This window comes from Aestuariibaculum scopimerae (assembly GCF_059428085.1).
In genome coordinates, this window is the sequence record NZ_CM182089.1 from 2,458,281 (window position 1) to 2,483,097 (window position 24,817).

26 protein-coding genes and 1 tRNA gene are annotated in these 24,817 nt (G+C 36.0%); 19 read left to right on the plus strand and 8 right to left on the minus strand.

The features are described from left to right. The first annotated feature begins 2 nt into the window (after positions 1-2). The 10 genes from murG to AC5SR4_RS10615 all read left to right on the plus strand — a co-directional run bounded on the left by murG (position 3) and on the right by AC5SR4_RS10615 (position 9,499). Positions 3-1,115, plus strand: a complete 1,113-nt coding sequence (gene murG, locus AC5SR4_RS10570) for an undecaprenyldiphospho-muramoylpentapeptide beta-N-acetylglucosaminyltransferase (protein ID WP_495356213.1) — start codon at positions 3-5, stop codon at positions 1,113-1,115. Next, complete coding sequence (murC, locus tag AC5SR4_RS10575) at positions 1,112-2,464, plus strand: UDP-N-acetylmuramate--L-alanine ligase (RefSeq protein ID WP_495356214.1); 1,353 nt, start codon at positions 1,112-1,114, stop codon at positions 2,462-2,464. The genes murG and murC overlap by 4 nt, the downstream gene beginning before the upstream one ends. Further along, entirely contained in the window at positions 2,451-3,173 is a 723-nt protein-coding gene (locus AC5SR4_RS10580) for a cell division protein FtsQ/DivIB (RefSeq protein WP_495356215.1), read from the plus strand. Before murC ends, AC5SR4_RS10580 begins: the two co-directional genes overlap by 14 nt. Before the next feature lie 3 nt (positions 3,174-3,176). Continuing rightward, positions 3,177-4,490 (plus strand): cell division protein FtsA, encoded by a 1,314-nt coding sequence (ftsA, locus tag AC5SR4_RS10585; protein WP_495356216.1) that lies wholly within the window; start codon positions 3,177-3,179, stop codon positions 4,488-4,490. 58 nt (positions 4,491-4,548) lie between these two features. After that, positions 4,549-6,519: a cell division protein FtsZ gene (gene ftsZ / locus AC5SR4_RS10590; RefSeq protein ID WP_495356217.1), complete on the plus strand. Its 1,971-nt coding sequence runs from the start codon at positions 4,549-4,551 to the stop codon at positions 6,517-6,519. A gap of 189 nt (positions 6,520-6,708) precedes the next feature. After that, positions 6,709-7,161: a GatB/YqeY domain-containing protein gene (locus AC5SR4_RS10595; RefSeq protein WP_495356218.1), complete on the plus strand. Its 453-nt coding sequence runs from the start codon at positions 6,709-6,711 to the stop codon at positions 7,159-7,161. Between the two features lie 6 nt (positions 7,162-7,167). Then, positions 7,168-7,241, plus strand: a tRNA-Arg gene (locus AC5SR4_RS10600). 399 nt (positions 7,242-7,640) lie between these two features. Next, on the plus strand, positions 7,641-8,492 hold the full coding sequence (locus tag AC5SR4_RS10605) for a zinc-dependent peptidase (protein ID WP_495356219.1): 852 nt from the start codon (positions 7,641-7,643) through the stop codon (positions 8,490-8,492). An 81-nt stretch (positions 8,493-8,573) separates the two neighbouring features. Then, positions 8,574-9,002: a CBS domain-containing protein gene (locus tag AC5SR4_RS10610; RefSeq protein ID WP_495356220.1), complete on the plus strand. Its 429-nt coding sequence runs from the start codon at positions 8,574-8,576 to the stop codon at positions 9,000-9,002. A gap of 80 nt (positions 9,003-9,082) precedes the next feature. Next, positions 9,083-9,499: a CBS domain-containing protein gene (locus AC5SR4_RS10615; protein WP_495356221.1), complete on the plus strand. Its 417-nt coding sequence runs from the start codon at positions 9,083-9,085 to the stop codon at positions 9,497-9,499. On the opposite strand, the gene rpe is transcribed toward AC5SR4_RS10615, so the two are convergent. From rpe to AC5SR4_RS10635, 4 genes are all read right to left on the minus strand, one after another. Further along, a complete protein-coding gene (gene rpe / locus AC5SR4_RS10620; protein ID WP_495356222.1) occupies positions 9,496-10,158 on the minus strand; it encodes a ribulose-phosphate 3-epimerase in 663 nt (220 codons plus the stop codon). The genes AC5SR4_RS10615 and rpe overlap by 4 nt on opposite strands. A gap of 208 nt (positions 10,159-10,366) precedes the next feature. Next, entirely contained in the window at positions 10,367-11,230 is an 864-nt protein-coding gene (locus tag AC5SR4_RS10625; RefSeq protein WP_019387909.1) for a sigma-70 family RNA polymerase sigma factor, read from the minus strand. 196 nt (positions 11,231-11,426) lie between these two features. Further along, the gene (locus AC5SR4_RS10630; protein WP_495356223.1) at positions 11,427-11,801 is read right to left on the minus strand and encodes a hypothetical protein; all 375 of its coding nucleotides are present in this window, start codon (positions 11,799-11,801) and stop codon (positions 11,427-11,429) included. 59 nt (positions 11,802-11,860) lie between these two features. Beyond that, on the minus strand, positions 11,861-12,862 hold the full coding sequence (locus AC5SR4_RS10635; protein WP_495356224.1) for a hypothetical protein: 1,002 nt from the start codon (positions 12,860-12,862) through the stop codon (positions 11,861-11,863). Between the two features lie 165 nt (positions 12,863-13,027). Here AC5SR4_RS10635 and AC5SR4_RS10640 point away from each other — a divergent pair, with 165 nt between their 5' ends. The 9 genes from AC5SR4_RS10640 to AC5SR4_RS10680 all read left to right on the plus strand — a co-directional run bounded on the left by AC5SR4_RS10640 (position 13,028) and on the right by AC5SR4_RS10680 (position 19,640). Further along, a complete protein-coding gene (locus AC5SR4_RS10640) occupies positions 13,028-13,216 on the plus strand; it encodes a hypothetical protein (protein WP_495356225.1) in 189 nt (62 codons plus the stop codon). Positions 13,217-13,444: 228 nt separating this feature from the next. Next, complete coding sequence (locus AC5SR4_RS10645; RefSeq protein WP_495356226.1) at positions 13,445-14,590, plus strand: helix-turn-helix domain-containing protein; 1,146 nt, start codon at positions 13,445-13,447, stop codon at positions 14,588-14,590. Between the two features lie 135 nt (positions 14,591-14,725). Next, on the plus strand, positions 14,726-15,418 hold the full coding sequence (locus AC5SR4_RS10650) for a DUF6134 family protein (RefSeq protein WP_495356227.1): 693 nt from the start codon (positions 14,726-14,728) through the stop codon (positions 15,416-15,418). Next, positions 15,415-16,089 (plus strand): CPBP family intramembrane glutamic endopeptidase, encoded by a 675-nt coding sequence (locus AC5SR4_RS10655; RefSeq protein ID WP_495356228.1) that lies wholly within the window; start codon positions 15,415-15,417, stop codon positions 16,087-16,089. The genes AC5SR4_RS10650 and AC5SR4_RS10655 overlap by 4 nt, the downstream gene beginning before the upstream one ends. Beyond that, entirely contained in the window at positions 16,086-17,063 is a 978-nt protein-coding gene (locus AC5SR4_RS10660) for an NAD-dependent epimerase/dehydratase family protein (RefSeq protein WP_495356229.1), read from the plus strand. The genes AC5SR4_RS10655 and AC5SR4_RS10660 overlap by 4 nt, the downstream gene beginning before the upstream one ends. Beyond that, complete coding sequence (locus tag AC5SR4_RS10665; RefSeq protein ID WP_495356230.1) at positions 17,060-17,830, plus strand: SDR family NAD(P)-dependent oxidoreductase; 771 nt, start codon at positions 17,060-17,062, stop codon at positions 17,828-17,830. The genes AC5SR4_RS10660 and AC5SR4_RS10665 overlap by 4 nt, the downstream gene beginning before the upstream one ends. Before the next feature lie 87 nt (positions 17,831-17,917). Then, entirely contained in the window at positions 17,918-18,310 is a 393-nt protein-coding gene (locus tag AC5SR4_RS10670) for a hypothetical protein (RefSeq protein ID WP_495356231.1), read from the plus strand. A 16-nt stretch (positions 18,311-18,326) separates the two neighbouring features. Beyond that, a complete protein-coding gene (locus tag AC5SR4_RS10675) occupies positions 18,327-19,103 on the plus strand; it encodes a hypothetical protein (RefSeq protein WP_495356232.1) in 777 nt (258 codons plus the stop codon). An 18-nt stretch (positions 19,104-19,121) separates the two neighbouring features. Continuing rightward, complete coding sequence (locus AC5SR4_RS10680) at positions 19,122-19,640, plus strand: hypothetical protein (RefSeq protein WP_495356233.1); 519 nt, start codon at positions 19,122-19,124, stop codon at positions 19,638-19,640. A 99-nt stretch (positions 19,641-19,739) separates the two neighbouring features. Here the strand turns inward: AC5SR4_RS10680 and AC5SR4_RS10685 are convergent, their stop codons facing one another. The 4 genes from AC5SR4_RS10685 to fbaA form a co-directional block, all read right to left on the minus strand. Beyond that, the gene (locus tag AC5SR4_RS10685; protein WP_495356234.1) at positions 19,740-21,983 is read right to left on the minus strand and encodes a polyribonucleotide nucleotidyltransferase; all 2,244 of its coding nucleotides are present in this window, start codon (positions 21,981-21,983) and stop codon (positions 19,740-19,742) included. 153 nt (positions 21,984-22,136) lie between these two features. Next, complete coding sequence (rpsO, locus tag AC5SR4_RS10690) at positions 22,137-22,406, minus strand: 30S ribosomal protein S15 (protein ID WP_495356235.1); 270 nt, start codon at positions 22,404-22,406, stop codon at positions 22,137-22,139. A 168-nt stretch (positions 22,407-22,574) separates the two neighbouring features. Next, complete coding sequence (accD, locus tag AC5SR4_RS10695; RefSeq protein WP_495356236.1) at positions 22,575-23,432, minus strand: acetyl-CoA carboxylase, carboxyltransferase subunit beta; 858 nt, start codon at positions 23,430-23,432, stop codon at positions 22,575-22,577. 206 nt (positions 23,433-23,638) lie between these two features. Next, entirely contained in the window at positions 23,639-24,706 is a 1,068-nt protein-coding gene (fbaA, locus tag AC5SR4_RS10700) for a class II fructose-bisphosphate aldolase (protein ID WP_495356237.1), read from the minus strand. Between the last annotated feature and the right edge of the window lie 111 nt (positions 24,707-24,817).

Consider the following 24,817-nt stretch of genomic DNA (forward strand, 5'->3'; position numbering starts at 1 on the left):
TTGTGAGCAGTAAATCCAAGACATATAAAATTATTCTATCAGGTGGCGGTACAGGCGGGCACATTTATCCTGCGGTAGCTATAGCGAATGCATTGAAATCCCGATTTCCGGATGCAGAGTTTTTATTTGTTGGCGCTAAAGACCGTATGGAGATGGAAAAAGTGCCACAGGCTGGTTATGAGATTAAAGGGCTTTGGATTTCTGGAATTCAACGCCAACTAACCATGAAGAATCTCTTGTTTCCGTTTAAATTGATAAGTAGTTTATGGCGAGCCAGAAACATTGTAAAAGCATTTAAGCCAGATGTAGCTATTGGCACAGGCGGTTTTGCCAGCGGCCCCTTGTTGTATGTGGCTGCAGCCAATAACATTCCAAGCTTAATACAGGAACAGAATTCGTATCCGGGCATTACCAATAAACTACTGGCCAAAAAGGCCAAAAAGATTTGTGTAGCTTATGATGGTTTGGAGCGGTTTTTTCCAAAAGATAAGATAATAAAAACGGGTAACCCAGTGCGTCAGGGACTGTTAAATATTGAAACAAAAACCGTTGAGGCCAAAAACTTCTTTAATCTAAAACATGGAAAATATACCTTGTTGGTTATTGGAGGGAGTTTGGGAGCAAGACGTATTAACGAATTGATTGAAACAAAACTGGATTTTTTTGATACCCAAAACGTACAGATTATTTGGCAATGTGGTAAACTGTATTACCAAGATTATAAAATTTACAATAATACCAATAACATTCAAGTGTATGAGTTTTTGAACAATATGGATTTTGCTTATGCTGCAGCAGATATAATAATATCTAGGGCCGGAGCCAGTTCGGTTTCAGAGCTTTGCATTGTTGGTAAGCCAGTTGTTTTTATACCCTCGCCCAATGTGGCCGAAGATCACCAAACCAAGAATGCTATGGCTGTCGTAGAGCGGGATGCCGCCCTAATTATTAAAGAAGAAGATTTGGACGTGGATTTTGAAAATAAGTTTTCACAACTCATTGCATCACCAGAGAAACAAAAAGCCTTAGGTGAAAACATAAAGAAATTGGCATTGGTTAATGCTACAAAAGATATTATAGATGAAGTAGAAAAACTTCTTAAAGACAAAACATGAACTTAAATACCGTACATAGCGTTTACTTTATTGGCATTGGAGGCATTGGCATGAGTGCATTGGCACGCTATTTTGTGGGTCATGGTAAAACGGTGGCTGGGTATGACAAAACACCAACCGAAATTACCGATGATTTAATGGGTTTAGGTGTGCAAGTTCATTTTAGTGATGCGGTTAAAAACATTCCAGAACCCTTTTTAAATAAAGAAACAACCTTAGTGGTTTATACACCTGCAGTACCAAAAGAGCATGCCGAATTGGCTTATTTTAAAGAGTTTGGTTATACGGTATTAAAGCGTTCCCAGGTTTTGGGAACGATAACCGAAAACACCTTTTGTTTGGCAGTAGCGGGTACACACGGTAAAACAACAACAACAAGCATTTTAGGGCATTTAATGTATGTTTGTGATGTACCAGTGACAGCCTTTTTGGGAGGCATTAGCGAAAATTATAATTCTAATTTAATAACCAAGGGTACCGAGGTAACCGTAGTAGAAGCCGATGAGTTTGATCGCTCATTTTTAACCCTTTCGCCCAATATAGCCTGTATAACCTCTATGGATGCCGATCATTTGGATATATATGGTGATGCTACGGCGTTAATAACATCCTTTAAGGACTTTGCCAATAAAGTAAAACCCAATGGTGTTTTGTTTGTTAAAAATGGCTTACCCATTAAGGGTATAACCTATGGTATAGAGGATGATTCTGATTATAGTATTCAAAATATAAAAATAGAAGATGGAAGTTATGTTTTTGATGTAAAAACACCAAAAACCATACTTGAAAATATACAATTTAACCTACCTGGGAGACACAATCTGTCTAATGCACTAATAGCCTTGGCGATGGCTGTAGAATATGGTTGCCCTCACCGGCAGCTCGCCAAAGCTTTAGCGTCTTACAAAGGTGTTAAGCGTCGATTTACATACCAAATAAAGACCGAAGATTTGGTTTTTATTGACGATTATGCACACCACCCCGAAGAGATTAATGCTGTGTACCAAGCCATTAGGGAAATGTATCCCCATAAAAAAGTGCTCGCTATTTTTCAACCACATTTATTTAGTAGAACGCGAGATTTTGCCAATGCCTTTGCAGATAGCCTGTCACAGTTTGATGCCATAGCGTTACTGGATATTTATCCAGCTAGAGAACAGCCCATAGAAGGGATAACATCGGCATGGTTGCTAGATAAAATAAATAATGAAAATAAACGATTAGTAAGTAAAGATGTTTTGGTACAAACCATACAGCAAAGTGGGGCACAAGTGATATTAACCATAGGTGCCGGAGATATAGGAGAACAAGTTAAACATATTAAAAAAGCATTGTGTGTTGCGAATTAACTGGGGATACATAAAAGTGGTGGTTTTATTGGTTTTGGCCGTGTTCTTGTTTGCTTTTGCATCGAGAAAAAATGCTGCTAGAGCAGTGTCTAAACCACAGATAACATTTGTTGGAGAAAATAACCTTTTTGTAACCAATGAAACTGTTAGTAAATTGTTAATACAAAATTATGGGAGCGTTAAAAATGTAGCCAAAGAAACTTTAGATTTGAATGAGTTAGAAATTGCCCTAAAATCTAATCCAATGATAAAGACGGCGGAAGTGTATGTTACTGTAAACGGTACACTTAATGCCGAAATTGAACAAAAAACACCTATTGCGAGGGTAAGTACCAATGCGTCTTACTACATTGACGATGACGGTTTTTTTATGCCGCTATCAGCCAATTATTCAGCTCGTGTGCCTTTAGTTACTGGTTATGTTGAAAAAAATAATTTGAAAAATATCTATGTAGTTGCAAAAAAAATTACAAAGGACGAGTTTTTAAAAAAGCATGTTATAGAAATTCATCAAAGTTTAGATAACACCCTTTTTTTAAGGCTTAGACAATGCCGTTTTTTAGTGCAGTTAGGTGATGTGAAATTATTGGATAAGAAGATTAATAATTTAAAAGCGTTCTATCAAAAAAGTTTAAAAGAGCAAACGCTAGATAAGTATAGTAAAGTCAATTTGCAATTTGACAACCAAGTAGTATGTACCAAAATATAAACAATGGAGCATAATTTAGCAGTAGGGTTAGACATTGGAACCACAAAGATTGTGGCTATGATTGGCCGTAAGAACGAGTACGGCAAAGTCGAAATTTTAGGCATTGGCAAGTCTAAAAGTTTGGGCGTGCACCGTGGTGTGGTAAATAATATTACCCAAACCATTCAATCCATACAGCAAGCAGTTCAAGAAGCTGAGGTGGCTGCAGATATGAAAATTGAAGATGTTACCGTTGGTATTGCAGGACAGCATATTAGAAGTTTGCAGCATAGTGATTACATTACCAGATCCAATTCTGAAACGGTTATAGATGATGATGATATTGATAGGCTTATCAACCAAGTGCATAAATTGGTAATGCTGCCAGGAGAAGAGATTATACATGTGTTGCCACAAGAATATAAAGTTGACGGACAAGCAGAAATAAAAGAGCCCATTGGGATGTATGGTGGACGTTTAGAGGCCAACTTCCATGTTGTAGTGGGGCAGGTATCATCCATTAGAAATATTGGCCGTTGCATACAGAGCTCAGGCTTAAACCTGGAGGGAATTACCTTAGAGCCTTTAGCATCAGCAAATGCCGTGCTTAGTCAAGAAGAAAAAGAGGCAGGCGTAGCCTTGATAGATATTGGAGGTGGTACCACCGATCTTGCCATTTTTAGAGATGGCATTATTCGCCATACTGCCGTGATTCCTTTTGGAGGTAATGTTATTACAGAAGACATTAAAGAAGGTTGTTCCATTATTGAAAAGCAAGCCGAATTGTTAAAAATAAAATTTGGTTCTGCTTGGCCAGGTGAAAACAAGGATAACGAAATAGTATCCATACCAGGCTTAAGGGGTAGGGAACCTAAGGAAATCACCCTTAAAAACCTTTCAAAAATCATACATGCCCGCGTTGTGGAAATTGTTGAGCAGGTTTATGTAGAAATAAAGAATTACGGGCACGAGGAACAAAAGAAAAAACTTATTGCAGGAATTGTACTAACAGGTGGCGGTAGCCAATTAAAGCACTTAAAGCAATTAGTAGAATATATAACAGGTATGGATACCCGTATAGGCTATCCAAATGAGCATTTAGCTGGTGATAGTGATGATGATATTACGAGTCCGCTTTACGCCACGGCCGTAGGGTTGGTGTTGGATGGACTTAAGCGCCATGAACGAAGGAAAGCTGAGCAGCAAGAAGTAAAGCCAACAGCCAACGATGAAGAAGCACCCGTTGAGGATGTAAAACAGAAACCCATAAAAGAACGTCGTTCTTTTCTAGATAAATTAACCGAGCGTGTCAAGGATTTTTTAGATAACGCCGAGTAAGAGGATTAGTGATAAAAAAGTAAACAACAAAGAATAATATACCAGTAAAACAGAATTTATGAGCAGCAAAAAAGAATTCGACAGTATCGCATTTGATTTACCCAAAAATCAATCGAACGTTATTAAAGTTATTGGTGTTGGCGGCGGTGGCAGCAATGCTATAAACCACATGTTCCAACAAGGTATAAAAGGCGTAGATTTTTATATTTGTAATACCGATGCCCAAGCACTTCAAAATAGTGGCGTGCCCAACAAAATTCAGTTAGGGGTTAACCTAACCGAAGGATTGGGAGCAGGCGCTAACCCAGATGTTGGTGAAAAATCGGCAGTGGAAAGTTTTGAAGACATTTCAAGCATGCTAGACTCCAATACAAAAATGGTTTTTATTACCGCAGGCATGGGAGGTGGTACCGGTACTGGTGCAGCGCCTATTATTGCTAAAATGGCTAAAGATTCTGATATCTTAACCGTAGGGATCGTAACCATGCCGTTCCAGTTTGAAGGAAAAATGCGTATAGAACAAGCCCAAAAGGGTATTGAAAACTTAAGAGATGTTGTTGACTCTTTAATCGTGATCAATAATAACAAGCTTCGTGAAGTTTATGGTAATCTTGGATTTAAAGCAGGATTCTCAAAAGCTGATGAAGTGCTATCTACAGCTGCTCGTGGTATAGCCGAAGTAATAACGCACCATTACACACAAAACATCGATTTACGGGATGCAAAAACCGTATTGAGCAATAGTGGAACGGCCATTATGGGATCGGCCTTGGCATCGGGACAAAACCGTGCCAAAGAAGCTATAAGCAAAGCTTTGGATTCTCCTTTACTTAACGATAATAAGATTACAGGTGCAAAAAATGTATTACTGCTTATTGTCTCTGGATCTCATGAAATTACCATTGACGAAATTGGTGAGATTAACGATCATATTCAAAACGAAGCAGGCCATGGTGCCAATATTATTATGGGTGTGGGTGAAGACGATACCCTAGAAGAGTCTATTGCGGTTACTATCATAGCTACTGGATTTAATATTGAGCAACAGGACGAAATTTCTAATACCGAATCTAAAAAAGTGGTGCATTCCCTTGGTGATGATAATGAGGCCAATGCAAAAAGTGATAAAGACCCCGTAATTATAGCTCCAGTTATAGAATTAACCGAAAAGAAAGAACCACCTGTAGTTAGGCATACGTTGGATATAGAAGAGGTCGAACCTGAAATGCCTAGTAAAGCAGCCAACAAACCCGTTCAAAAAACTGAGCAGAATACACCTTTAAATCCCGATCCATTAATTCCTACCTCCAGTGCCATTAAGGATCTAGAGGTAGATTATGAAGAAGTAAAAGGCAAAATTCAGCAAGACGATGATTTTGTTATCAAGCCTGTAACTAAAATGTCGAAACCTGAAAAGATAGAAGTTGAAGAAGAGCAACAAATAACATTAACATTTGATTTGCCATTATCTAAAAAAGATGAAGATACAGGTAGTGAAGATGTGGTATCTTTTGGTATAAAAGATGATGAAGTTAAGGATATTTCAGTAAATGATTATGTAGAGCTTATACCCGTAACAGAATCTAACGAAGAAGGAGACGTGCGTTATGCACTTGAAGATTATATTGAAGTAGAATCGTCTATGAATAAAAGACAAAAAGATTCTGGTGAGTTGGTAGAAGAAATGGATGAGGATATTGTTTTTGAAAAGAAAGTTATAAAAGAAGAAGCCGCTGCAGAAGAAGATGTAGCAGCCGAAATAGACCCCATAAACACCCCTATTTCAGAAATGCTTAAAGAACGTGCCGAGGAACGCAGACGTAAGATGAAGGACTTTAATTATAAGTTCAATAATGCCAAGATTGATGATATAGAAAAAGTACCAGCTTACAAACGACAGGGGGTTCACTTAAATGAAGCCAAGCATTCTTCGGAAACAGATATGTCTCGAACCAGTGTTGGTTTAGATGATAATGACGACGTGCAATTAAGAAGTAACAATTCCTTTTTACACGATAATGTAGATTAATTTAGTACACTGACCTTACTTTAGTTATGAACCCGAAAGGCATCCCTCAGCTTTTCGGGTTTTTAATTCTTATTGGTTATATACTGGAACTTTTAAGCACTAAAATATAAACAGTAACATTTTATAGTTTTTTTTAACGGTGCCTTTAGGGACTTTTTTTATATATTCGCATTCTAATAAAAACGTACCATGAGTTTACAACAAGATGTTATGACGGCTTTAAAAGCAGCTATGAAGGCTAAGGACCAAACCGCTTTAACAGCTTTACGTGCTGTAAAATCGGCCATTTTATTAGCGCAAACAGAAAGTGGTGGACAAGCAGGGTTAACAGAAGAGCAGGAGCTTAAAATGCTTCAAAAGTTGGTAAAACAAAGAAAGGACAGTGCTGCTATTTATATAGATCAAGGTCGGGAAGACTTGGCAGCGCCTGAATTGGCAGAGGCAGAGGTTATCAGTCAGTTTTTACCAGAAGCCATGTCTGAAGACGCTATAGAGCAAGTGGTGGTAGAAGTTATCACAGCAGTAGGAGCAGAAGGCATGAAAGATATGGGTAAGGTTATGGGTGTGGTTACCCAGAAATTGGCTGGTAAGGCCGATGGCAAAACCATATCTAGTATAGTTAAGGCTAAATTATCTCAATAAATAAGAGGCTGCGTAGTTCAACTGGATAGAATATCAGATTTCGGCTCTGAGGGTTGGGGGTTCGAATCCCTCCGCGGTCACGAATAAATAAAAATTCCAAACGTTAAATCAAGCTCGCTTGAATTTATAAGTTTGGAATTTTTATTTTCAAAGCGGAGCTTTGAGGGATGACGAAAGTAATCCCATCGGATCATTGGGGGATGACAATGGTAATCCCAATTCAGTGTTAAATCAAGCTCGCTTGAATTTATAAGTTTGGAATTTTTATTTTCAAAGCGGAGCTTTGAGGGATGACGAAAGTAATCCCATCGGATCATTGGGGGATGACGATAATAATCCCAATTTAGTGTTTAAATAAGCGCGCTTGATTTTATAAGTTTAGATTTCTACTAACTTATAGCTTCAAATAATTGAAAACAAATCTCTATTTTTTTAATACATTTAACGTAATTAAATTTTAAAACCGACGTTATTATTTGATGCCAACCCTAATAACCACCAAAGAATTTAGCTTAGGTAGCAATATCATTCTTGGAATTTTACTTGCTGTTTTAGCCTATATTCTGTTTTACTATGCCTTTAAACTACTGGAGATGGGCTATGTGCTTAAGTATAAAAAACCTTTGTACAACCATATATATTTTTACTTAAGGCGCTTGAGTGCTAAACAAAAGCATATTTTAACACATCAATTTTCTTTTTATAAAAAATTAACACCCAAACAAAAGCGCCACTTTGAGCATCGTGTGGCCTCTTTTATAAAGGATAAGGATTTTATTGGCAGGGAGGGGATGATTATTAATGATGAAGTTAAGGTATTGGTATCGGCCACGGCTGTGATGCTCACCTTTGGTTTTAGGGATTTTTATATAGGCTTGATTTCTAAAATAGTGATCTACCCCAAAAGGTTTTACTCTAAAACCAATGAGGCCTACCACAAAGGGGAATTTAACCCTAAATTAGAGACCCTGGTGATTTCTTGGGAAGATTTTACCAAAGGCTTTTTTAACGAAAAGGATAATTTAAATTTAGGGATTCATGAACTGACCCATGCCATACATTTTAATAGTATTAAGGAGCGTGATGTAAGCTCTACAATTTTTAGTGATTCTTTTAAAGAACTCTCTGATTTATTGGTTAACAATAATACATTGCGTATAAGGCTTATGGAGTCGGATTATTTTAGAAAATACGCCTTTACCAACCAATTTGAATTCCTAGCTGTAATTATTGAGAATTTTATTGAAACCCCAAAGGATTTTAGGGCACAATTCCCAGAAGTTTATTTAAAGGTAAAGCAAATGCTAAATTTTACTGTAGCGGGGTATTAAATGATTTAATCATGACTTTTGTCATGCTTTATTGCTGCGTAGTTTAATAACTTTAGTGTGCTAACTGTAAATACGCTTGTTATGATACGAAAAGCACCTGTATCTATGATAATGACAGCACCTGTTATTACATTAAAGAAGAAAGATAGTTTAGAGACTGCCGAACGCCTTTTTAAAACCCATCATATACGTCATATTCCTGTTGTTACGGATCATGTTATTGTAGGTATGCTAAGTTATACGGATTTATTAAGGCTTAGTTTTGCTGATGTTACAAATGATATGGATATAGATGCAGATGCTATGATCTATAACATGTTTACTATTGAGCAAGTTATGAAAAAGAACATTGTAAGTGTGTCTACATCACATTCTATAAAAGAGGTTGCCGAGATCTTGGCCGCTAGGGAATTTCATGCGCTACCGGTTGTAGATGATAATAAGTTAGTAGGGATTGTTACCACTACAGATTTAATAAAATATTTGCTAAAACAATTTGATAGACGATAAATTGTGGAGTAGCCCTGCATAGTATATTATCCATATAAAAAAACAGTAATAAAAATAAATATTAATTAATAATAAAGTATATGAAACAGCGAACCCCAGTTTCTGAGATAATGAGTAAAAATGTTATTGCGCTTAAAAGAGGTGATACTTTAGAACACGCTGAAATGTTATTTAATACCCATAGAATAAAACATATTCCGGTGGTAAGCTCTGATGTTGTTATTGGCATGGTAAGTTATACAGATCTGCAAAAAATAAGTTATGCTGAAACAACTAATGATGAGCATGATGTTAATGCGGTTGTATTTAATACATTTACAATTGAGCAGGCAATGACCAAAAAGGTAGTGACTATTGACAGCCAAACTACTATAAAAGAAGCAACCATTTTATTAGCAGAACGCGAGTTCCATGCTTTACCTGTAGTAGATGATGGTATTTTGGTAGGTATTGTGACCACTACCGATTTATTGAATTATTTTATAACGCAGTATTAAGAATTAGCTGCAGTTTTTAATTCTTTAATGGTTTCAAGCGGGTGCTTGCTTTTAAAAACAAAACTACCTGCCACTAAAACATCGGCACCTGCATGAGTAAGTGCTTTGGCATTAGCCGTGGTAACACCGCCATCTATTTCTATAATGGTAGAGGCCCCTTTGCGTGCAATGAGTTCTTTTAACTGTTTTATTTTGGTATACGTGTTTTCAATAAAACTTTGTCCGCCAAACCCAGGGTTTACACTCATGATAAGTACCAAATCAATATCATTTATAGTGTCTTCCAGTAGACTTACATTAGTGTGTGGATTTAAAGATACGCCTGCTTTCATACCTTCGGCTTTTATGGCCTGAAGTGTACGGTGCAAATGTGGGCATGCTTCGTAATGTACAGTTAAGATATCACTCCCAAGATTGGCAAATGTTTTTATGTAGCGATCTGGTTCTACGATCATTAAATGTACATCAACCGTTTTTTGGGTATGTTTGGTAATGGCTTTTAGTACGGGCATGCCAAAAGAGATGTTAGGCACAAATACGCCATCCATGATATCAATGTGGAACCAATCAGCATCGCTTTGGTTTACCATTTCTATGTCGCGTTGTAGGTTTGCAAAATCGGCAGCTAATAGGGAAGGTGCTATAAGTTTTGTGTCCATCTATCTTTTAAAAGGTTTTGACAAAAATAGTGGTTTTGTTTTAGGTTTTAGCCAATTTTAATTGCAAAGTTTTAATTGCGATACACATCATACATATAAAAAAACAAACCCCCGGTAATCAGCCGGGGGTTCTTTCATCAATCAAAAAACGAACAGTTATGTGTGTAACTGTTTGTTACTGTAATTTAGTCGTAATTAAATATAATTACTATCCTAAATAGGTCTTTAATATTTTACTTCGAGACGTATGTTTTAATCTACGAATCGCCTTTTCCTTAATCTGTCTTACACGCTCACGTGTTAGGTCGAAAGTCTCGCCAATTTCTTCTAAAGTCATTGGGTGTTGATTACCCAAACCAAAGTACAAACGGATAACGTCGGCCTCACGAGGTGTTAAGGTTTCTAATGCCCGCTCGATTTCTGTACGTAGCGACTCGTGCAATAGCTCCTTATCAGGGTTTGGCGACTCACCACTGTTTAATACATCGTATAGGTTAGAGTCTTCACCTTCTACCAATGGGGCATCCATACTTACATGGCGTCCAGAATTTTTCATAGACTCTTTAACATCGTTAATGGTCATATCCAATTCCTTTGCAATTTCTTCAGCACTTGGTGGACGTTCATGACTTTGCTCTAAAAAGGCAAAGGTTTTATTGATTTTGTTAATAGAACCAATTTTGTTTAAGGGCAAACGTACAATACGTGATTGTTCCGCTAATGCTTGAAGAATGGATTGACGAATCCACCAAACAGCGTAAGATATAAACTTAAATCCACGTGTTTCATCAAAACGTTGTGCAGCCTTAATTAGGCCTAAATTACCTTCATTAATTAAATCGGGTAATGTTAAACCCTGATTTTGATACTGCTTAGCTACCGATACAACGAAACGTAGGTTGGCTTTGGTTAATTTTTCCAAAGCAATTTGGTCACCTGCCTTAATACGCTGTGCCAATTCAACTTCTTCATCTGCGGTAATTAAGTCAACTTTTCCAATTTCCTGAAGGTATTTGTCTAACGAAGCTGTCTCTCTATTGGTAACCTGCTTCGTAATTTTAAGTTGTCTCATTTAATAATTTTTTCCTCTAAAAGTTAAATATGAATATTGTTATTCAGTGATTATACGTACAAAAGATAAAAAATGTTACAAAAAAATTGAAATTATTTTGCATACATCGTTAGCAAGATTGAGATAATCTAACAAAAGGCTTGTAAACACTGAAATGTACGGTAGAAACCAATGGGTACAAAAGTGTTATGTTTTTTTAGATCTTTATTAATGATTTGTTGGGTAAATTAATGGCCTCTAGCATTTCTTGGGTAAATTTATAGTGCCCCCTAGCGGTAATTAACCTAAAGCGTGATGATTTTAGGGTACTAAGTGTGTTAAGAAATAACCATTTGGATTTTAAAAGTTTAGGTTTTTCAGATTTTAAACTGATATCAAAATAATGTTTTCTACCTTCTTTTTCTGCAACAATATCAGGTGTGATAGAGATATCGCTACCAGATTTAAGGTAAGATTTCGGGGTCTCATATCCATCTAAATCGGCTTTAATATTTTCAAAACCGTGGTTCTCTAAATAGGTGATGGAATCTTCTAGGATGTTTGAATATTTTGCTTTGTCTTCGTAAATCATAACCCATAAGATAATGAAAATAAGCAGAAAAGCAAATTTTTAACGAGATTTAACGTTTGCTATTCAAAATCAAATGCATCATTGTCAATAATAATACGCTCTCGTAACCTATTGATTTTTTGGTGCATGCGGTTAAAGAATAAGGAACGGTCTTTTTCACCTGCATTTACTAATAGCTTGGAAATGCTCATTTGTTTTTCAAAAAACTCGTACATGAGTTCACAAGTAGGTTGGTGCTCTATTTTAAAGTAGCTAATTACGGTAAAGGGGGTAAAAAATATTTTTTGATAGGGTGTTTTTACCATGATGGTATTGCTCATGGTATGTATGTCGTTTATATATAGGTTGTATATAGATTTATTTTTTGATCCAATTAAACATTGCTGTATAGCTTGTTTTTCTACATGCCGAATAACGTCTTCAATATCGGTACAGATAAGAAGGGCCAGTTCTTTAGAAAGGGCTCCAGCCTCAAAATAATATAATACTTGCTGTAAGGACCCATTGATGGTGGTATTGTTCCAAATTTCAGTGATATTGATGTCTTTATAAACTTCTCCTAAAGTAAAAGCTTGCTCTAGTAAGGATTCTGGAATATCCTTTATAAAATCGCTAAATGATACTTTATTGCGGGTCATTTCTGGATCCACATCTTTAAGCCATACATACATTTTGTATCGGGATAAATAGGAGTCTTTAAGTGTGTGGAACAGTGGAATGTCTTTTGCCGAATAAATCATAGAGGCACTTTTAAGCTTGGTTAAGGGAATAACACTGTTATAGGATTGCTTTAACCACAGTTCTAAATCTGCCTTGTCGTGTATGGGGGGCGATATATCGGTTGTTATCGTATTTTGGCTACCAACTTCAAACAATTTATTTAATGAAATTTTATAGTGCTTAGCTAATTTAACACTTTCATCTAAAGACAAGCTGGTTTTTAAATTGATGCGTCGGTAGGCGGCATCATAACCAATATCTAAAATACTGGCAATGTCTTCTACAAAAGAGGTGTTGTCTTGCGATTTGGCCTTTAAATACTGGATAAATTGCTCTTGCATTTTTTAAGAATTGTGAGTAGGAAAGCAGGTGATTTTGTGAAAAATAAGAAAAATAAATGAATTTTTAAGCATTTTGGTCTAATGATTATCAATAAATGCAAAGTAAGTTTGTGTAATAAGAAGGAGAAACAAATTTTTTACGGCACAAACCAAAAGCTATTAACAATGAAAACATTACAACAACAAAAAAAAGAATCGGGGGTGTTTAAAAGGCTTATACAGAGTGGCTTGGATATGTATCTTTATTATGTGGTAATTAGTAAAGATTACAAACAGCGTCTTAGCCAGGATATTCCCGAGCAAGCAACAATGAAATCGTATTCTGGTTTAGTAACTTCATTCAATATTTCATAAAATCTTCACGCTTTAAGGCTTGTAAAGTTCAATAGGCCCCGCCATATTTTATATAGTTGATAAATAGTAAGTTACAAGCTTCAGTATTTTGATTCCCTAAATAAACTTTTCAGACATTTTTGCTATCTTCGTTTTAAACGAAGTAAATTATTATTTAAGGACAGCCTTTAAAGCGGCTGTGCTTTTGGTTTTAGAGCAGGTATCTAATATAATGCGTAGCTTTTTAGTATGGACTTAGTGTCGGTCATAAACTTTTTTCTTATAGCTGGTGTCATTCAAGGCTTTGGCTTTAACCTTGTCACCTTATTTGTAAAAAAGAAGTATGATAAAACCATTGTGTTCTTAAATTTAACGGTGTTGTTTATTTCGTTAAACAATTTACAGCGATGGCTTATAGATAATGGCTATTCGTCGGATATGTTTCTTTTGAAAAACATGTTGGTTCCCTGGTATGTTTTAATTCTTCCCATGTTTTATGCTTTTACCATCCATTTTATAAAGGTTGAAAAACGGGTGAATGATTTTATTAAACCAACATTGGTTCTTTTTGTTGTAGAGATTGTTATTAGACTTTGCCTTATTTCTTATGTATACCATGAGGTGCCCAACCGGGATACGTCTTTAATCTATAACTATACAACCATTGAAGATATTTTTAATTTGTTGTACAGTCTGTTCTTTTTCGCAAATACCTGTTTGCTCATTTTTAGACGTCACTATTTATTGGATTTTATTTTGAGTTATGACGATTTAAATTGGATAAAATGGTTTATCCGTTTGGGGGCTTTTGTAATTGCATTTTGGGCGTTTGCCGTAATTATAAAAACAGTTACTGGTGATGAAACAGCCTATATTCCACTTAGACTAAGCTCGTCAATACTTTTGTACTGGATTGGATATCAAGGTTTTTATAAATACAATGTAGTGCAAGACCGAATTTCTTTAAGAAGTACTATCCATACCGATAAGGTGTTGATTGGGGCAGACAACCATGTAAAATCGCAGGAGCAAGGTAGTAGCGATATTTATAATGAAAAACACCAAAAAGAATTTGAAAACATAAAAAATCACATTATTAAAAACAAGTTGTATTTAGACCCGCTTTTAAGCATGGAAACCATCACCGGAGAACTGGGTATGAGCAAGAGCCACTTTTCAAAGCTTGTTAATACCTACAGCCAATATAACTTTTCAGACTTTATAAATTATTTAAGGGTACAACAGGCCAAAAAGTTTTTGTCTAATGATGAATTTAGTGCCTATACCATTGTGGCCATTGGTTTGGAATGTGGTTTTAACTCCAAATCAACCTTCTATTCGGCTTTTAAAAAATTCACTTCAGAAACACCTACAAGTTTCAGGCAACGCTTTTAGGTGTTGTTTTAGAGCTCTGAGCGTCCGAGATTATCGTTGGACATCCTAATATTTACACCATAGAACATCTAGGACATTAAAACCTGGTGCTACTAATAATTTTATGATTAGCAAATAATCTAAAAACTTTTAGTTATGATACCAGTTCTAATTTTATACGTTTTTAAAAGGTTTAAGCGACACGCTACAATAGCCAAACGTAAAGAAGCTATTAAAAGAATAGCTTATAGGGTAAAGGCCTTTTTCTTAACACTATTAATACTAGGTACATTGGCTTTTAATAAAGCTGATGTAAACAAGGTGGCTACATACCATGTTATTAAAAATGATGCTGTTATTGGAGAGATTAAAATAAAAAAACAAGTTGTTGGCGACTCGATTATTTATGCTTCAGAAAGCCACATCAAGGCAAAGCTTTTAGTAACATTTAATATTACCGCAAAAGAAACTACGATTTATAGGGATCATGTTATGGTGTACTCTTCCATATTCCGAACCCTAAATGATAAGCCTAAAACAAATCAACAAATCCTTCTAAAGGAAGCGGGCTATCAGCTTAAATCAGTTAAAAGCAACCAAAAACTGAATTTGAAGCATATTAAGCACAACCTCATTACGCTTTATTTTAATGAGCCTAAAAGTATCCAGACTGTGTTTTGTGATAATTTAAAAGCTATGGTTGAAGTTAAACCCATGGGGGACAGCAAATATAAAGTGTTGCTGTCAAAAAATGCCTATAACATTTTTTATTACAAGCACGGAAGATGTGTAAAAATAGATGCCGTTAGCAAATTGTTTAATGTAACATTAATTCCTATAACATCATGAACGTGTCTGCTACAACAGGAGTGCTTTTTACGGTGATTTTCTCTACATATTTTTTGGTGAGCCTTGTTTACAAAAAGATTGGGGTTGTTAATTTGGAAAAAGCACTAATGACCACCAATGGTTTAAGGCTTTTAAATTTAAAGCATGTATTGGGCATGGTACTTTTTGGAGCACTTCCTTTTTTAATGGTTCCTGAGTTAAGATACCTTATAGAAATCATATCTGTACCAAAGTTAGCTGTTTTAACGTCATTTTTAACGATGCTGTTTCTTTCAGCTTATGTGTCTTACAAGGCTTTTACAAAACAGCAGTCTATACACGAGACTAACACGGTAAATTTTAGTGTTTCTAATGTGTGGTTTTATTTTATAATAAGATTTTCGTTTTTGCTTTGCTACGAGTTTTTCTTTAGGGGCATTTTATTGTTTCTGTTTCTAGAGTTTACTGGTTTAGGGGCAGCTATCCTTTGCGCGACGCTTTTATATGTACTCATTCACATATTCGACTCTAGGAAAGAAGTATTAGGCGCCATACCCTTTGGAATACTGCTATGCCTTTTTACTTACTTAACACATAGCATATGGTATGCATTCTTAATGCATTTGGCCTTGTCGGCAGTTTATGAAGTTTCCATGTTTAATCATTTAACTACTAAAAGAAAGATATTATGAAAGTATTAGTTACAGGAGCCACTGGATATATAGGACATCAGTTGGCTTTAACATTGGCCCAAGACGGATATCAGGTCATGGCTTTGGTAAGGGACTTGTATTCAGACAAGGTGCCACAGCATAATAATATCCAACCATTAAAAGGGGATATTTGCGATTTAGACTCTGTAAGGCATGCAGTTAAAGGGTGTGCCTATGTGTTTCATACCGCGGCCTATACCAATTTAAAATGCAAACAGTTAAGCCTTTTTTATAATACGAATGTTTTAGGTACTGAAAATGTATTGCAGGCAGCCTTACAGGCCAAAGTAAAGAAGCTTATTTACACGAGTACACTTTCGGCATTTGGGCCATCGTACAAGGATATTCCCATTACCGAAAACCAACCACGTTTGGAATCGTATTCAAATGATTATGAATTAACAAAATGTATGTCGGAAGAGCGGGTTAGAGCCTATGCCAATAAAGGCCTTGCTTGTATTATTTTGAATGTTTCAAAAGTATATGGTCCAGGTTTAAAGACTTTTTCCAGTGGTGTTAATAGACTGGTACAGCTTATTGTGAAAAAAAACTATTTAATAGTACCCGATAGGTTGTGGGTCACTTCTAACTATGTATATGTGAACGATGTTGTAAATGCCCATATACTGGCCATGAAAAGCCCAATTACAAATGAAAAATATATTATAGGGGGTGAAAATATAAGTTATGAAAAGCTTTTTAATAAAATTAGGCAACTCTCCAAAAGCCATATTAAAATAGTAAGAATCAATTACCCTTTTTTAAAGGCCATGGTTTCTTTTATTGGAATGCTTCCATTGGTTGTTGGTGGTATGTCAGGAATTACTCCCCGTATTCTGGACGCCTTGTTTGTAAATCGGTTATCGATTTCTGATAAGGCCAAAAATGAATTGAAATATACAATAACCCCCTTAGAATTGGGATTACAGCAAACTATAAACTTTTCACAATGAAACCGTATACATTAATAACAGGAGCAAGTCAAGGGTTTGGTAAAGCCCTTGCTATTGAATATGCAAAAAAACATATGAATTTGGTATTGGTAGCACTTCCAAATTCTGGTCTGCCAGTACTAAGCGATTTTCTAAGGTTGAATTTTAATATTGATGTATTTTACTTAGAAATGGATTTAAGCACCAGAGATAATTGTATAAGATTACATCAGCTGGTAAAGTGCCATAACATAACCATTAAGTATTTGGTAAATAATGCGGGGATGCTAAGTAAGGGTCTATTTGGAGAGATGTCTGAGGATTATTTTCTAACACAAATACGCGTAAACGTATCAACCCCTACGTTACTGATAAAGCTTTTCATGGAGGATTTAAAAGCACAGGCACCTTCAGGTATTTTAAATGTAAGCAGTATGGCCAGTTTTTTTCATCTTCCAAGAAAGCAGGTGTATGGTGGCACCAAGGCCTATTTGCTGTCCTTTTCAAAAAGCTTAAGGAAGGAGTTAAAGCCTTATAACATTACGGTTTCTATTGTTTGTCCTGGAGGCATGAATACTACCACAGGTTTATGCATACAGAATCGACATTTAGGTTGGATTTCTAGACAATCCATTATGAACCCGGAAGACGTTGCCAAAGTCACCATCAAGCAATTTATTAATGGTCATGAAATAATTATTCCAGGCCGTGTAAACAAAACATTCATGGTTTTGGATGCTTTGTTGCCAGCTGCACTTAAAAATAGGCTAACAGCCCATGCTATCTAGTGTAGTTTGTCCAGAATTATCGTCTATGCATAATCTTGGACAGCCCTTTTTTAAACCCAAAATATATTTGTACAAAGCACAGAAATTATGCAATTAGTCTTTAAAATAATTCTCATTGTTGGATTGGTATTTCAAATAAATGCCCAGAATACCAAGTACAATTTTATTGAGGCACTTAATGGTTCTGAGATAATGACTATCAATAAGTATATAAACCTTTTTGACTCATTAGATATTTTGATAGAGCCACAGACTGGTGGATTGTTTAATAAGTCCTTTAGCTACGTAAAGGGTGTTTACAATTTAAAACAGAAGTATAATGATTTTGATCTTGGCTTTAAACTAGGCTTTACATGTAAAGTGCTAGGTTGTATAAGTATGCAATCAGTATATAATATAGGTGTGTTGAATTTTGAAAACCAGAAACCGGATAAAATTCCTGGCGCTCATATTAAAGCCGTATTGACATATATTTTCTAATTAAATAACTAACACAATGAAAACAATTTTAAGAATTTTAAAAACAATGGCTCTTTTAATGATTATCACCTCTTGTGGTGTTAATAGGGTATACACAACCGGTTCCTATGGGTCTATTAAGTCTTACACCGAAAAAGCACATTATGTAGATGAAAAAACATCGAATACGTATGCTTCTGCGTCGTTAAGTATGGGGAAACACCCTCAGTATGATGCTGACTTTAAAGATAAAAAGACCATTTTTGATTTAAAAGTTCATCGTAATACAACAGCACGTCATTATAACTTTTATTACGGGGCAGGTTTTTCCTTTGGGTCTTATCATTTTACAGAAGGGTATAACGACTTAATTACAGACGGTGAGGTAAAAAAGTTTTATAATATCAATGCAAAAGCGGGCATTAATTACACCTACTCAAGGCCTAAGATGGATTGGCGTTTTATTGGTGTTGAAATGGCTTACTTAAATGAATTTGGTCCTTATCAAGATAAATTGGCTATGCTATCTAAAAGTAGCGATGAGGCACTTGTGGTAGCCAATCCAAAATCTATGCTTACCTATAACTTCTATTCGGAATATGTATTTAAAACGTCTGAAGATAGTGCATTTGCATTAGGATTGTATATAGGTGATTTGTTGAATTACAGAGCTCCTGAGGAGTATGAAGGCGGCACAGGCTTTAATGGCTTTACATTTGGTTTAAGAATTAAGAAATGGACCTTTAGCGCTATCTTAGAAGAAGGGCAGGGTGATATTAAATCCACCATCATAGGACTTACCTATAAATTATAATAAATAAAAACAGTAATCATGAAAACAATAACAAAAAAATTAGTAATAGTACCTTTTTGTGTAGCTTTAATGTTTGGAATACAGGCTTTTGCGCAAAAGAAAACAAATTCAAATCAATTATTTTTAAGAGTGTACAATTTAGAAGGTAAAAAAATAGCAAAAGGCCATGTGGTTTATATTAATGATTCTATTTTAGGGATTCATGGAAACCAAGAAGAAATAAAATTAAGATACCAAGATATAGGACAAATAAAAGCAAAACATGCCCATGGTAATAATGTACTTATTGGGGCGGGTGTAGGTGCTGCTACAGGAGCGATTATTGGAGCATCATCGGCAGATCCTGATGCCTGGGTTTTTGGATATACAGCTGGTGAAGGTGCTTTGGCTTTTGGGCTTGTAGGTGCTGCGGCGGGTAGTGTTGGAGGTCTTATTTCAACAGCTTTTAAAAATTCTGAAACTTTTACTATTGATGGAGATGCAGCATTATGGCATACTTTTAAAAATAAGATAACATACCAACTTGTTAATAAATAAATTAATCATTTAGGATTAGAAGACCTGCATTTAAAGAATAAAAAAGGGCCGTGTAAAATATTTTATACGGCCCTTTGTAAATTACTAACGCATAAATGTTTAGTTATTTTCTCTTGGTTTTCTGTCGTCACGACGGTTACCATGTCCTCGATTGTCTCTACCACGGTTATCGCGTCCACCACCACGGTTATTATCTCTAGGTGGTCTAGCTACATATCCTTCTGGTTTTGGTAAAATGGCTTTGCGAGATACTTTTTCTTTTCGTGTTTTTGGGTCAACACCAAAGTATTTCACTTCAAAAACGTCTCCCATGTTAACCACATCACTAACATTTTCAGTACGCTCCCAAGCCAATTCGCTAACATGCAACAACACTTCGTTTCCAGGTGCTTGGGTGTATTCTACAACAGCACCAAAGTCCAACATTTTTATTACTTTCACTTCGTAAACACTACCAACTTCAGGCTTAAACATAAGCGAATCTATTTTAGCCAATACAGCGTCAATACCTTCTTGGTTGGTACCTAAAATTTCAACAATACCTTCCTCTGTTACCGGATCTTCGTTAATAACAATGGTTGTTTTGGTTTCTTTTTGTAATTCTTGAATTACTTTTCCGCCAGGACCAATCAAGGCTCCGATAAACTCATTAGGGATTACTCTGGTAATCATTTTAGGTGCATGTGGTTTCACTTCTGAATTTGGTTGTGCAATCGTTTCAACCAATTTGTCTAGAATGTGTAAGCGACCGTCTTGTGCTTGTTTTAAAGCTTTTACTAGAATTTCATAGCTTAAGCCTTTAACCTTAATGTCCATTTGGCAAGCAGTAATACCATCTTTGGTACCTGTTACTTTAAAGTCCATATCTCCTAAATGATCTTCATCTCCTAAAATATCGGACAGTACAGCATACTTACCTGTATCAGTATCTGTTATAAGCCCCATAGCGATACCAGATACTGGTTTTTTTATAGAAACCCCAGCATCCATAAGCGCCATTGTACCAGCACATACTGTTGCCATTGAGGAAGATCCGTTACTTTCCAGAATTTCTGAAACGATTCTTACGGTATAGGGGAAATCAGATGGCACCATGCCTTTAAGGGCACGTTGTGCTAGGTTACCATGACCTATTTCACGTCTGGAAGTTCCACGTATAGGGCGGGCTTCTCCTGTTGAAAAGGGAGGAAAGTTATAGTGCAAATAGAAACGCTCTTCGCCTTCAAAGGATGGCATGTCTATCATATTGGCTTCTCGACTGGTACCTAAGGTAACTGTCGCTAAAGCTTGTGTTTCACCTCGTGTAAAAATAGAGGATCCATGAGTAGAAGGTAAATAATCTACTTCACACCAAATAGGTCTAATATCAGTTGTTTTACGACCGTCTAAGCGTAAACCTTCATTTAGGGTTAAATCGCGCACGGCTGTTTTTTCAGCTTTACTATAATATTTAGATATTAAGCCTCCAAGTTCTTCTTGTTCCTCTTCTGTAAAAGAGGCGATAATGTTTTCTTTTATTTCTGCAAATGCAGCTCCTCTTTCATGTTTTGAAGAGCCAGCTTTGGCAACGGCATAGACTTTATCATACGCCATATCGTGTATTTTCTTTTCTAAAGCTTCATCTTCAAGTTCTGACTCGTATTCACGAACTTCTTTTTTACCAAATGCTTCGGCTAATTTTACTTGAGCTTCACACTGTACTTTAATGGCTTCATGGGCAAATTTAATGGCCTCGGTCATTTCTTCTTCTGAAATCTCTTTCATTTCTCCTTCAACCATCATCACAGAGTCGGCTGATGCTCCTATCACCATATCTATATCAGATTTACCTAATTGTGTTAGAGTAGGGTTAATGATGAATTCACCATTTATACGTCCTACCCGAACTTCAGAAATAGGTGTTTCAAAAGGAATGTCACTTAATTGAATGGCGGCCGATGCTGCCAATCCAGCCATAGCATCTGGCATGACATCTTCGTCATGCGACATTAGCTGAATCATTACCTGCGTTTCAGCATGATAATCTTTTGGGAACAATGGGCGCAACACACGATCTACCAAACGCATGGTCAATACTTCTCCGTCACTTGGTCTAGCTTCTCTTTTGAAAAAACCGCCGGGGTAGCGGCCTGCTGCTGCAAATTTTTCGCGATAATCTACCGTTAAAGGTAAAAAGTCTACATCGCTTTGCTGATAATTGGAAACTACTGTACATAACAGCATGCATTTTCCAGACTGAACAACAACAGAACCATGTGCCTGTTTTGCCAATTTTCCGGTTTCGATAGAAATTTCTCTACCGTTACCTAGGTCTATGACCTCTTTAAAAACTTGTGGAATCATAAATTTTTTAATTCTAATTAAACAATGGTCGTTGTGTTGTTGTGTGTAGTTGTTGTGACCAATGAAAAACTGTAATTAGCTTCTTCAATACGGGTTTATACTCTACGTAGAGTTATATTTAAGCAAAAAACCACGCTAAAGGCGTGGTTTTTTTTATTTTCTTAATCCTAATTCTTTTACTATGGCACGATATCTTAAAATATCTTTCTTAGTTAAGTAATCTAGTAACGCACGACGCTTACCTACTAATTTTACCAAAGAACGCTCGGTATTATAATCTTTTCGATTGTTTTTTAAGTGTTCTGTTAAGTGATTAATTCTGTGCGTAAATAACGCAATTTGACCTTCGGTTGAACCGGTATCATTCTTTCCTTTACCGTGTTTAGCGAAGATCTCTTCTTTTACTTCTTTTGATAAATACATGCTAATATTATTGTAAATAATTGTTATGTACACGAAAGGCTTTCTTTCGAGCGGCAAAGATAGTGTTTTTAAGTTGAAAGTTACAAGTTAAAAGTTAGAAAGTTGAGCCTAACTGAAAACTGCAACTGCGACTAAAATCTGCGACTGCGACTGTGAAAGTGACTGGGACTAAGCCCTGAGTGGTTGATTTAAAATAAGGTCTAAATATTGGTTGACTTTATTTTTTAGGTCTTTACGCAATGTAATAAAATCCAAAAAGCCATGTTCTAAAAGGAATTCTGAAGTTTGGAAGCCTTCTGGCAACTCTTTTCCTGTAGTGTCTCTTACAATTCGCGGACCAGCAAATCCTATTAAAGCACCGGGCTCACTAATATTAATGTCTCCTAGCATAGCAAAGGATGCTGTAGTTCCACCTGTAGTTGGATCGGTACACAATGAAATATAAGGAATTTGTGCATCAGCCAATTGAGCCAATTTAACAGATGTTTTAGCCAATTGCATAAGCGATAAAGCCGCTTCCATCATTCTAGCACCTCCAGATTTGGAAATAACCATTAAAGGTATTTTCTTCTTTAGGGCATAATCGGCAGCACGTGCTATTTTTTCACCTACTACACTTCCCATAGATCCACCAATAAAGCTAAAATCCATACAAGCTACAACTAAATTCTTTCCTTTGGATTTACCAACAGCTACACGTACGGCATCTTTTAAGTTAGTTTTTTCCTGGGCAGTTTTTAAGCGGTCTGGATATTTTTTGGTGTCTACAAATTTTAGCGGGTCTTTGGATTCTAGACTGGCATCTAGTTCTTTAAATTTATTATCATCAAAAAGGATTTCGAAGTATTCTTTACTACCTATACGCACATGGTATCCATCTTCTGGACTTACATAAAAGTTTTTCTCTAGCTCTTCGGCATCAACAATTTTACCTGTGGGAGATTTATACCATAGCCCTTTAGGGGTGTCTTTTTTCTCTTGCGTGGTAGTGGTAATTCCTTTTGTTTTTCTTTTAAACCAAGACATATTGACTTACGATTTACGATTTATGATTTACGATTTAGCATTAACAATGCTAATATATCGCTAGTAATATTACGGAATAATCATTTTAACTTATTAAAAATAAGGATTTTAAAATTTTGATAGCGTCCTATTTAAAAAAGTAAAACGAAAAGCCCGACCACAAAATTAAAGTTTTATTTTAATTCTGTGGTAACGCTATCGTAATTTTATAAGGTATTTATGTTATTTAGGTCTTCAAACGCCTTTTTTAAACGCTCTACAAAGGTTTTTTCTCCTTCACGTAACCAAACTCGTGGATCGTAATATTTTTTGTTTGGAACATCATCCCCTTCAGGATTTCCAATTTGTGATTGTAAGTAGTCGGCTTTGCTGCTCATATAATCGCGGATACCGCTCATGAAAGCATACTGTAAATCGGTATCAATATTCATTTTGATAACACCGTAGCTAATACCTTCTCTAATTTCTTCAACAGAAGACCCTGAACCACCATGAAAAACAAAATCAATATGGTTTTGGCCAACCCCGTATTTTTCAGAAATATATTCTTGAGAGTTTTTTAAGATTTTAGGAGTTAACTTAACGTTTCCTGGTTTATACACCCCATGTACATTACCAAATGCAGCCGCAATAGTAAATTGGTCGCTTACCTTGCTAAGCTCTTCATAGGCATAGGCTACTTCTTCTGGTTGCGTATATAATTTAGAATCGTCAACATCAGTATTGTCAACACCATCTTCTTCACCACCGGTTATTCCCAATTCTATTTCTAGGGTCATGCCCATTTTGCTCATGCGCTCTAAATAGCCTTTGCATATTTCAATGTTTTCTTCAATGGGTTCTTCAGAAAGATCTATCATATGCGAACTGAAAAGGGATTTGCCTGTTTCGGTATAATGCTTTTCACTGGCATCTAGTAAACCGTCAATCCAAGGTAATAATTTTTTTGCGCAGTGATCGGTGTGTAAAATTACGGGAACACCATAAGCTTCAGAAAGGGTGTGTACATGTTTTGCGCCAGCAACAGCTCCTGCAATGGCGGCTTTTTGGTTATCGTTACTTAAACCCTTACCCGCATTAAATTGTGCACCACCATTTGAAAATTGTATAATTACGGGAGCATTTAAAGCTGCTGCAGTTTCCAGTACGCCATTAATAGTATCAGACCCTATCACGTTAACTGCTGGTAATGCGAATCCTTTTTCTTTTGCTAGTTTAAAAATAGCTTGAACTTCATAGCCTGTAGCAACTCCAGGTTTTATATTGTGTCCCATATGTATTTAAAATTTTGGTTTATAGTTTGTGAACACCAAAAGTAATCAAATTTTAAATAAATAGTTGTGGTTTTGGGGCATGAAAATGTAAAAAGAGACTAAAACGTTATA